Genomic DNA, 9,506 nt, shown 5'->3' with positions numbered 1-9,506 from the left:
TATGGTCAGTCGCGCAGAAATTCTCAATATTTTTTCGCGCCGTTTTGCTCATGAGTTGCACGCACAAAAACCCATCCGCGATTTTATTAGCCCGCTCTCCATTATTGTTGATGTAGGAACGGATTTAAAAGTTGTTGGACAACTCATCAGTGAAGATCCACAACAAAATTTGAGTGTTGATTTTATTGTGAGCGATGCTAACCGGTATCTCGGTGTTGGCAAGGTGCGCGATTTATTGCGTGCGATTACAGAAGAAAAATTGCGTGTTGCACGGCACAGTAATCCGCTCACACAATTGCCAGGCAATGTACCGCTATATGAGTGGGTTGATCATTTACTACTGCACAAAAAAGAATTTGTGGTGGCTTATTGCGATATCAATCATTTCAAACCGTTTAACGATGCATTTGGCTACAGTGCTGGTGATGAAGCCATTTTGCAGTTGAGTCGAATCCTGTGTGATTGCATTGATACGACGAGTGATTTCGTCGGTCACGTCGGTGGTGACGACTTTATTTTAGTATTTGGCAGTGCGGATTGGCAGCAGCGCTGCGAGCAAATATTGATCAGCTTTGCGGAGGCCAGTCGCCAATTTCTTCCGCGTGAATCTACCGAATACTGGAGTGTCGACCGGCAGGGGCAGCGCCAAAAATTTGGAGTATTAACACTGGCAATAGGATGCGTTGCGCCTGATCTGGAGTTTTGTAAAACTCATCATCAGGTATCCCAACTGCTGGCCGAAGCAAAACACAGCGCCAAAATGCATGGCGGCAATAATCTTTTCCACTCTCGCCGACGCAAGCCGCAGCTGGCGCGTACTGATCAAACAGGGGCGATTGAAGGTTAACGGGCAGGAAAAATCAGTAGCAGCCTGAAAATCCTGGGCTATCCTTAGTCTAATTTCGTTATGGAGGTGGACTAATGGCTGATCTTGGCTACTACAAGATGCACGCGCTAATTGTTGATGATTTTGAAAATTTTCGCGGAACGCTCTACAAAATGCTGATGGATCTGGGGATTGGCAACGCAGACTCAGCTGCTAGTGGGGAAGAAGCGCTGCGTTTTTGCAAGGCGCGTAGTTACGACATAATCTTGTGCGATAACAATTTAGGCAAGGGCAAAAGTGGCCAACAAGTATTAGAAGAGTTGCGCTCCACTGATAACCCTTGTTCGGACAGCCTGTTTATTCTTGTCTCCGCAGAAAATAGCAAGGGCACCATTATGGCGGCTTACGACTATGAGCCGGACGCCTATCTCGCCAAACCCATTACTCCTAAGGCATTGGATCAGCGCCTTAGTCGTTTGATTGAACAGCGCGTGGAGTTAAAAGCAGTTCATGCCGCCCAGAAATCGGGAGATGACCAACTGGCAATTACGCTTTGCAAAGAGCTGGTTGCGTCAGGTAGTCGCTACGCCAATGCCTGTCAAAAATTACTGGGGCAGTTGTATCTCAAAAAAAATAATTTGACCGCAGCAGAAGCAGTTTATCGTGCAGTGCTTGATAACCGCGAGCTGGAGTGGGCGCAATTGGGGATGGTAAAAACCAAATTAGCGCAAAATGACCTGCTGGGTGCACAGCAATGGCTGGAAAATATTTTGCAGGCAAACCCACTGTGTATGAAAGCATACGATTTGCAAGCCGATTTATATAAACTGCAAAATGATTCGGAGGGTTTGCAAAACGTATTACAGAAAGCTACTGATATTTCCCCGCTTTCCATTCTGCGTCAGCAGGCATTGGGGGGGGTCGCACAACAAAATAATGATTTGGTCACTGCCGCTAACGCACTTAAACGCGCTGTTAAGCTCGGGGAAAATTCCTGCTTTGACAAAGCTGAGGTTCACTCGCTTTTTGCACAGACGACGATTGATTTATTTTCAATTGATAAAGAATTGGCCAAACCATTAATCCGCGAAGCCATAGCCTGCGTGAATAATCTGGAAGATAACTTCGGCAAGACTAATTTACGCAAGGTTGAATCCTTACTGCTTGAAAGCCAATTACAGGTGTGCGCTGGTGATCAGCGGCGTGCGCAAGATGCATTGGCGAGCGCGCAATCTTCGCTAGGTGATACCAAAGATGAAGATGCGCTATCGGTTCAAATTGAATTGGTGCGCACGCTCCGTCTTATCGGTAAAAGTGACGATGCGCAACGGCTGTTGGGCGATCTATTACATCGCTATGCCGGGAACGAAGAACAATTGCAGCGTTTGGATGTATTGTTGGACGAGCCGCGCAGCGAAAAAAACAAACTTATGGTGGCAGAGATTAATAAAAAGGGAATCGCTTTTTATAACGCCAAAGATTTCACTGCCGCCGCCGATGCATTCAAAACTGCCTTGCAAAAACTACCGAATCATATCGGGCTCCGCTTGAACTACGTGCAGGCTATGATTGATAAATTAAAAACCCGTTTTGAAGCAAGCGTCAGTGAAAAAATTCAACAAACCTTTACTAAAACCAGCGCCATCATTTCCCAACAGCATCCGCAATTCCAACGTTATCGCCAGTTGAATGATGTGTACAACAGTCTGGTTAGGGCTTATGAAAAAGACAAGCGAGGTTAATTGTGAATTCATCATCTGAACAAGAAAACGGTAATGAAAACTATGGACAAACACCCATTGATTTTTCATTTGTGCTCGCATCCAGTGTACATGACATGAAAAACTCGCTGGGCATGCTGTTAAATACCCTGTCTGCCATGATGGCAAGTTCACCACCAAAAGATGCAGAACAGGCGCGTTTTTTTTCGGTTTTGGAATACGAGGCTGCACGCATCAACGGCGAGTTGGTGCAGTTGCTGTCACTCTACCGGATGGATGAAAACACCATGTCGGTAGTGATTGATGAGCACCATGCGATCGATATTATCGACGAACAAATTGCGCGCAACGATACCTTATTGAAGTCCCGGAATATTGACGTACAAGTGGATTGCGACAGCGATTTAATTTGGTATTTTGATAATGAATTAATCGGCGGAGTGCTGAATAATTTAATTGTAAATTGCGCGCGCTATAGCCGCAAGCAACTGCTTGTGAGCGCAACAGAAGAAAATGGTTTCTTGTGCATCTCTGTTGCTGATGACGGACAGGGTTATCCAGACAACATGCTTATGGGGGCGTTGCCGCAAACACCTGTATCGTTTAGCTCAGGCAATACACGGTTAGGATTATTATTTACACGCAAAGTATTGGAATTACATAAATCCAAAAAGGGGCAGGGCTACATGACAATTGCCAATAACGGTCCCTTAGGGGGAGGGGTACTAAAACTCTATTTACCTTGATGGCGCAGCCTGATTGAGGTGTTGAAATCACAGTGCGGCTATTGCATTATCACAGCCCGTTTCGGTTTTCGCTTTCAGGTTAAATTTTATGCTTAAAATCCGCTTTAAAGATAATAAATACAATGCGGTATGGCTGGTGGAGCCCAAGATCACCATAGGCCGTTCAGCGACTAATGCGCTGGTTATTGATGACCCCCTCGCCAGCGATGTACATATGGAGGTTCTGGTTGATAACGAGCATCTCACCTTGCGCAACCTTATTCCAACCCAGCCTATTATTGTTAACGGGCAAACTGTTACCGGAGCTTGCGAGCTTAAGCCGGATGACCAAATCACCCTTGGTCAAGTGGAGTTGGTTGTAATCGACCCAAAGCGTGAGGCCAAGGTAATCGCCGAGGAGTCGGCCAATGTCACCCAATTACGAGCCCCTAAGACAACGGGGTGGTCACTTAAAGCCAATCACACCGCTCTGGCAAACCGTGTTTTCCCACTCAAAGAGTTGAATGTCATCGGCCGCGCCAGCGAATGCGATATCAGTTTGGCTGCAGCGCACTTGTCCCGTCGTCATGCGCAATTACAAATTATTGATGGAATGCTGTTTGTGAAGGACCTGGATTCTGCTAATGGCACTTTCCTAAACGGTAAAAGGGTTGCCGAAGCGCGGGTCAAACGTGGCGACGAATTACGTTTTGATGCACTGACCTTTGGTGTGATGGGCCCCTCTGATGACATGGCCAAGACAACAGTACGCAAAGTGCCAGTCAAAGTAGAGGTTGTAGACGCCAAGCCTAAAGCCAACCAGCGTGAAAAAGCCATAGCGCCAACCAGAGCATCCTCTCAGAACCGCGCAGCCGCAGGTATTCAGCCTAAAACGGCTCCGCAGGAGAATAGCAAAGGAAAATACGGCCTCATTTTTCTGGGAGTGCTGGCCATTATAGTTATAACGGCCCTGTTCTTAACGCGAAAATAAGTATTGAAGCTTTGCAGGAAACAGTCGATAACCTGTGATGCTACAGACAGCTATGGCTGCACACAGGTGAATTTATGAATATTTCCTCGCTCAACAATCCCTCTGTTAATAACCCGGGAAGTGGTAACAATCATCTTCCGCAGATAAACACGGTCAATACAGCCACCCAGGGCAATTCGCACAAAGCACCCGAGGTGAGCGGGACGGATGCCTCCAGCCTGCACGATAAACGGCAGACTGCTCTGCAAATTGTCAACCGCACGCTGACAATGGCCTATGAAAAAATCAGCTCGCGCGGCCAGGCAGCCAGTGCTGAATACGAAACGTTTGAACCGCTGACAGCAGAAAAAGTCGCCAATAATATTCTAGGTTTTATCGAGCGTCGCTTGCAGCTGGATATTGCCGACGGCGCAAGCCAGGAAGAACTTCAAGCGCGCTTGGAATCTGGCCTGGCCGGATTTAAAAAGGGCTTTGCAGAAGCAAGCGAAAAGCTTGAAGCATTGAGTTTATTGTCTCCGGAGATAACAGCAGATATCGGCAAAACCTACGATTTGGTGCTGGAAGGTGTTGATGAGCTGCGCTCTAAATTTATCCAATCATCAGAAGCGGGTGTAGCAGAGCCAAAGTCAAATCAACCTGCCGACGTTTTGAAAACAGCTGAACCTAAAAAGTCACCCACCAAACTAGATGTGCCTGAATTTTTGCCTGGGACTAGCAGTTACCTCGGCTACGGCAATTACGAATATGGCCGTGCGCGTGAATTCAGCTTTGAATTGACAACGAAGGAAGGCGATAAGGTTACTATTAAAGCCACATCCAGCGAGGGCTTGGCAGTCGAGGCAGTGCGTGCGGGTCGCGGTAATAATTCAGTTAGTGCACTTAATGCCAGTTACAGCTCCAGCCAATCATTTTCGCTCTCTATTGAAGGTGAGTTGAGTGAGGACGAGTTGGGTGCAATTAATGATTTGCTTGGAAGAGTAAATGATCTTGCCAGCGAATTTTTTGAAGGTGATTTGGATATCGCGTTCGATCAGGCAATGAATTTAGGTTACGACGCCGAACAAATTGGCGGCTTCTCGCTGAATTTAGCGCAAGCAGAAATCCAGCAAGTAACCCAAGCCTATCAAACCTTTGAACCAAACCGCGCAGCAGATAACTCTGGTAAACCGCAATTGTTAGCAGATCAGTTATTGCCATTGGGCAATTTCATTAAGGATCTGCTCGCCAGTTTGGATCGAGCTGAGGGATTCAATGAGCCGAAATCACTCCTGTCCAATATGGCAGAAAAAGTGACCGGTGAAGAGACGCAGGTAGATCAACAACAAGGCAAACGTTTCCGCGATTTTATGGAGCAAATATTGGCTCTGGATCTGGGTTAATTTTCAGTGAAGTACACGCTGCGGAACTGATACACTACCTTTTTTTCTGCGGTGTTGTGTATGCAATCAATATATCTCTACTCAACCCCTGGCTGTCATTTATGCGAGATGGCTAGGGATATTGTTTCCCCCTTGTTGAATAATTACTCGCTGTATTTGGAAGAAATTGACATCGCTGAATCGGATGAGTTGATTGAGCGATATGGGGTAAGGATTCCGGTATTAAAATCTCCACGCCACATCGATGAGTTGGGTTGGCCATTCGATACGCAGCAGGCAACTGACTTTCTCGTGCGAATTAATGTTTAATCTTTTTATTGCTTTCCACTGGGTGCCAGCCCCAAGGTATTCATGGTTTCTGCTACCCAATGTAATGAATCCACATAAATTTCTGCGATGAGATCCGGGGTCAAGCCAAAATCTTCTAGCTGCTTCCAATCAATATCCTGCCAATGCCCCTGCTCGTGAGCCTGTACTACTCGCAACACATTCCCTCAGGCCCTGCGTGGGTCAGCATTGCATTGTTCAGGGTTTCGCTGAGTGAGAGATTACTCAATAATTCCTCAAGTGGAGAGTCGAGGAATGCGTCCAGTGTGGATAACAAACCCACAGTAAAATAAGCATCAGGACGATTACGCTGGTTCATCTTAGTAGCAATCATTTCGCACATGCGCGCACGCGTCAATGCGGCCACACTGAGCTCATGAGGTTTGCCACTCAAATTGGAAAGAGCCAGCAAATTAACCCAGTTTCTCAGTTTATTTAAACCGAGCAGCATAATTGCCTGACGCAATGATTCTACATTTCTCGATAAACCAAATGCGGCGGAGTTAACCAGGCGTAATAATTTAAAGCTCAACAGGGTGTCGCGCGCGATCATGCGTTCAATTTTTTCAATAGGTGCGTCCTGATCGTGCAAAGTAGACAATAGTTGCAATACTGACTGTTTATTTTCTGAAATTTTTCGCCCGGTAATAACCCTGGGTTTAGCCAAAAAATACCCTTGGAACAAGTCAAACCCCAATGCTTTGCACTGCTCAAACATTTCATAGGTTTCCACTTTTTCTGCAATCAGGGTGACACCAAAAGGCTTTAGATAATTAATGTGATATTGCAGCTTTTCGGGCGATAGGCTCAACACATCCAATTTGATGATGTCTGCATAAGCCACAAGGTTTTCGCTATTTTCATCAAGCTCAAAATCATCCAGCGCTATGGTGTAACCCTGTTCGCGCAGCTGCTTCAGCGAATGCAACATGGAGGCATCAACCCGCTGACCTTCAAGCACTTCAATAACCAATTTTTGGCGATTAAACGGCGGGGGAGAGCTGAGCAGTGTGCGCGTAAAGTTCACAAATGCTTTGTGTGTGCCAACCACCTGCTCAATGGATAACTCAGTAAATGCGTTAAGCAACACCTGAGAGCTGGCTGCATCGCCATCGCTTGAAGCGATAAATTTTAAATCGCTATTGCGACAAAGCAATTCGTAAGCCACGACTTGCATATTGCCATCAAAAATAGGCTGACGAGCGAGAAGAGGGATGGCTTCGGTCATAGGTTAGACGGATTGATTAATTGTTGTGTTTGGAAAGATCCGCTTCCGGCGATCTGCGCAACTCAGTAGAAAGTGTAGCTGGCAACCGTCAGCTTACAACTGTTGCGGCAAGAATCTCTCTTATTCAGCAGCGCTGAAATTCCAGCTCACCGCCAAATTTTGCCTATACTCATAGAGTTTTATGGCAAGTTTCTTTGCAGAAACTGTAAAAATTGATGGTAAAAACCATGTCCAAGCTATTAGATTCTATTGATCAACGCACCCGTTTGGTGGGCGAAAACCGCCTTGAGCTGCTTATGTTTCGTTTGGGCGGGCGGCAATTATTTGCCATTAACGTCTTTAAGGTGCAGGAAGTAGTTAAGGTACCAACCCTGCGCCATGTGCCGCATAGTCATCCCCATATTCGCGGCGTGGCTCACTTGCGTGGCCAAACCGTTCCCGTAATTGACCTGCGTGCAGCGATTGGAATGAGCGAATTGAAAGAATTGGAAAATGCCAATCTGATTGTGGCTGAGTACAATCGTTCAGTTCAGGCATTTTTAATTGGTGCAGTTGACCGTATCGTGAATCTCAATTGGGAGTTAATACTGCCGCCACCAAAAGGAACGGGGCGCAGTCATTTCTTAACGGCTATTACTAAAATCGATGAACAATTAGTAGAAATCCTTGATGTTGAGCGGGTACTTGCCGACATCATTCCTTACAACACTACCGTTTCCGATGAAGTGCTGGACTCTGACCTGGCTGCAGAGGCAAAAAAGCGCAAATTAAAAGTGTTACTCGCAGAGGATTCACCAACGGCGGTGAAACAAGTAAAGGAAACCTTAAGCAATATTGGAATAGAGGTGTTGTCGGTTCAGGATGGTTTGCAAGCTTTGAAAATGCTGCAACAGTGGACAGCATCTGGCCGCAAAGCTACAGATGAAATTTTAATGCTGATAACCGATGCTGAAATGCCTGAGATGGATGGTTACCGGTTGACTGCCGAGGTGCGTAAGGACCCGGCATTAGCAGATTTATATGTGGTATTGCACACATCACTAAGCGGCAGTTTTAATAAGGCGATGGTCGAAAAGGTTGGCTGTAATGATTTTCTATCCAAGTTTCAGCCGGATGATTTGGCAGCGGTTGTACAAAAACGATTGCGTGAATATTTAAAAAAGTAAGTTCTGTCGAGCAAATGTCGTAAATGTAAAAAGCCGCGCTTGGATATCCAGGCGCGGCTTTTTATTGACCTGCTTATCTGTTGGCTTACAGTTGTCGGTTGGCTTCAGCCGGCGTTACAAAATTAGTTTCCTGCCCCAAGCGGTAGGCGTAAATGACTGAAAATGACAATATGTTTTGCACATAACCACGGGTTTCTTTGTAAGGAATGGTTTCGATCCAGACATCGTAAGGTAGCTGTGCGCCTTTATCTGTATTTAGCCATTTTTTCACACGGGTTGGCCCCGCATTATATGCCGCCGCGGCAAGTATCCGGTTTCCATCAAATACACCGAGTAGGTGATCCAGGTAACGACTACCCAGTGCGATATTTTTTTCCGGTTTTATCAAATCTTGCGGGGTAAAGCTCAAACCATTTTTTTGTGCGGTTTGTTTGGCTGTTGCTGGTAGCAGTTGCATTAAACCTACAGCGCCAGCAGTTGATTTTGCATCGTGTACAAACGCACTTTCCTGGCGCGTGACCGCAAAAATAAAGAGTGGGTTTACGGAAGTTTGTTGCGCCGCTTTTGCCACATGTTCTTTGTATACGATGGGGAAGCGCACTTGTAAATCATCCCAGTATTGCGCATCGGCCATCACCTGAATACCGTTGCGATACCAGCCCAATTTTTCTGCCAAGCGTCCGGCAATCACCATTTTTTCCAAGGGCATGCGGCGTGTCGTGTGGAAAAATTCGCGATTGGCTGCGCCCAGTTCACCGCGCGCAAAAAACTCGCGCGCGCGCAAAATTCCCTGTGCGTTTTCTACTTCAGCAATTTGCTCGCTGGTAAATGTCATCGGGCGATCCAACAAGTGATAATTTACACCGGTTTTATCTGCCGCTAAAAAGCCATAAAAACTTCTTGCCGGGGCTACACTGCTGTAAATACTGGCAGCCGTTTCGCCGTTGATTTCTTTTATCTCTAACTCTTCCATTGTGCGGGCTTGCCAGTAGCGCCAGCGCTCGGTTTTGCGTGCATCTTCAGGCAAACGTGCAAGCCACTCGTTAACACGCTCCCAATCCTGTTTGCGCAAAGATTCGCGCAGCAACCATTCAAGTAAATCTATCCGCGTTAAATTAGGCGTCGAGGCCACTAATTTTTCAG

At 46.4% G+C, this 9,506-nt stretch carries 10 protein-coding genes; 7 read left to right on the top strand and 3 right to left on the bottom strand.

Translation table 11 applies throughout. The annotated features are described in order from the left end of the window. The 6 genes from ACWA6V_RS11420 to ACWA6V_RS11395 all read left to right on the top strand — a co-directional run. Positions 1–847: GGDEF domain-containing protein (locus ACWA6V_RS11420; protein ID WP_449522603.1), on the top strand; the 847-nt coding region annotated here is incomplete at its 5' end. Between the two features lie 74 nt (positions 848–921). Further along, a complete protein-coding gene (locus ACWA6V_RS11415; RefSeq protein ID WP_449522602.1) occupies positions 922–2,568 on the top strand; it encodes a response regulator in 1,647 nt (548 codons plus the stop codon). Positions 2,569–2,570: 2 nt separating this feature from the next. Continuing rightward, a complete protein-coding gene (locus tag ACWA6V_RS11410; RefSeq protein WP_449522601.1) occupies positions 2,571–3,293 on the top strand; it encodes a sensor histidine kinase in 723 nt (240 codons plus the stop codon). Between the two features lie 88 nt (positions 3,294–3,381). Continuing rightward, on the top strand, positions 3,382–4,263 hold the full coding sequence (locus tag ACWA6V_RS11405; protein WP_449522600.1) for an FHA domain-containing protein: 882 nt from the start codon (positions 3,382–3,384) through the stop codon (positions 4,261–4,263). Positions 4,264–4,337: 74 nt separating this feature from the next. Then, complete coding sequence (locus ACWA6V_RS11400) at positions 4,338–5,642, top strand: DUF5610 domain-containing protein (RefSeq protein WP_449522599.1); 1,305 nt, start codon at positions 4,338–4,340, stop codon at positions 5,640–5,642. Positions 5,643–5,702: 60 nt separating this feature from the next. Next, positions 5,703–5,951, top strand: a complete 249-nt coding sequence (locus ACWA6V_RS11395) for a glutaredoxin family protein (protein ID WP_449522598.1) — start codon at positions 5,703–5,705, stop codon at positions 5,949–5,951. A 5-nt stretch (positions 5,952–5,956) separates the two neighbouring features. Here ACWA6V_RS11395 and ACWA6V_RS11390 read toward each other — a convergent pair whose 3' ends face one another. Together ACWA6V_RS11390 and ACWA6V_RS11385 are read right to left on the bottom strand one after the other, a co-directional pair. Then, entirely contained in the window at positions 5,957–6,130 is a 174-nt protein-coding gene (locus ACWA6V_RS11390) for a hypothetical protein (protein ID WP_449522597.1), read from the bottom strand. After that, positions 6,118–7,197 carry an EAL and HDOD domain-containing protein gene (locus ACWA6V_RS11385; RefSeq protein WP_449522596.1) on the bottom strand — a complete coding sequence of 360 codons (1,080 nt, stop codon included), beginning with the start codon at positions 7,195–7,197 and terminating at the stop codon, positions 6,118–6,120. The genes ACWA6V_RS11390 and ACWA6V_RS11385 overlap by 13 nt, the downstream gene beginning before the upstream one ends. A 227-nt stretch (positions 7,198–7,424) precedes the next feature. Here ACWA6V_RS11385 and ACWA6V_RS11380 point away from each other — a divergent pair, with 227 nt between their 5' ends. Further along, on the top strand, positions 7,425–8,363 hold the full coding sequence (locus ACWA6V_RS11380) for a chemotaxis protein CheV (protein WP_449522595.1): 939 nt from the start codon (positions 7,425–7,427) through the stop codon (positions 8,361–8,363). Between the two features lie 85 nt (positions 8,364–8,448). Here ACWA6V_RS11380 and ACWA6V_RS11375 read toward each other — a convergent pair. Continuing rightward, the coding region (locus tag ACWA6V_RS11375; RefSeq protein ID WP_449522594.1) for a transglycosylase SLT domain-containing protein at positions 8,449–9,506 on the bottom strand (1,058 nt) is incomplete at its 5' end.

It is taken from the genome of Cellvibrio sp., from assembly GCF_053579595.1.
The sequence above is the reverse complement of the archived record's forward strand: the minus strand, read 5'-3'. Positions and strand labels throughout refer to the sequence as shown.

Coding starts and splice junctions, on each gene's coding strand:
- ACWA6V_RS11415 (WP_449522602.1), top strand. CDS start 922: ATGGCTGATCTTGGCTACTACAAGATGCACGCGCTAATTGTTGATGAT.
- ACWA6V_RS11400 (WP_449522599.1), top strand. CDS start 4,338: ATGAATATTTCCTCGCTCAACAATCCCTCTGTTAATAACCCGGGAAGT.
- ACWA6V_RS11405 (WP_449522600.1), top strand. CDS start 3,382: ATGCTTAAAATCCGCTTTAAAGATAATAAATACAATGCGGTATGGCTG.
- ACWA6V_RS11395 (WP_449522598.1), top strand. CDS start 5,703: ATGCAATCAATATATCTCTACTCAACCCCTGGCTGTCATTTATGCGAG.
- ACWA6V_RS11380 (WP_449522595.1), top strand. CDS start 7,425: ATGTCCAAGCTATTAGATTCTATTGATCAACGCACCCGTTTGGTGGGC.
- ACWA6V_RS11385 (WP_449522596.1), bottom strand. CDS start 7,197: ATGACCGAAGCCATCCCTCTTCTCGCTCGTCAGCCTATTTTTGATGGC.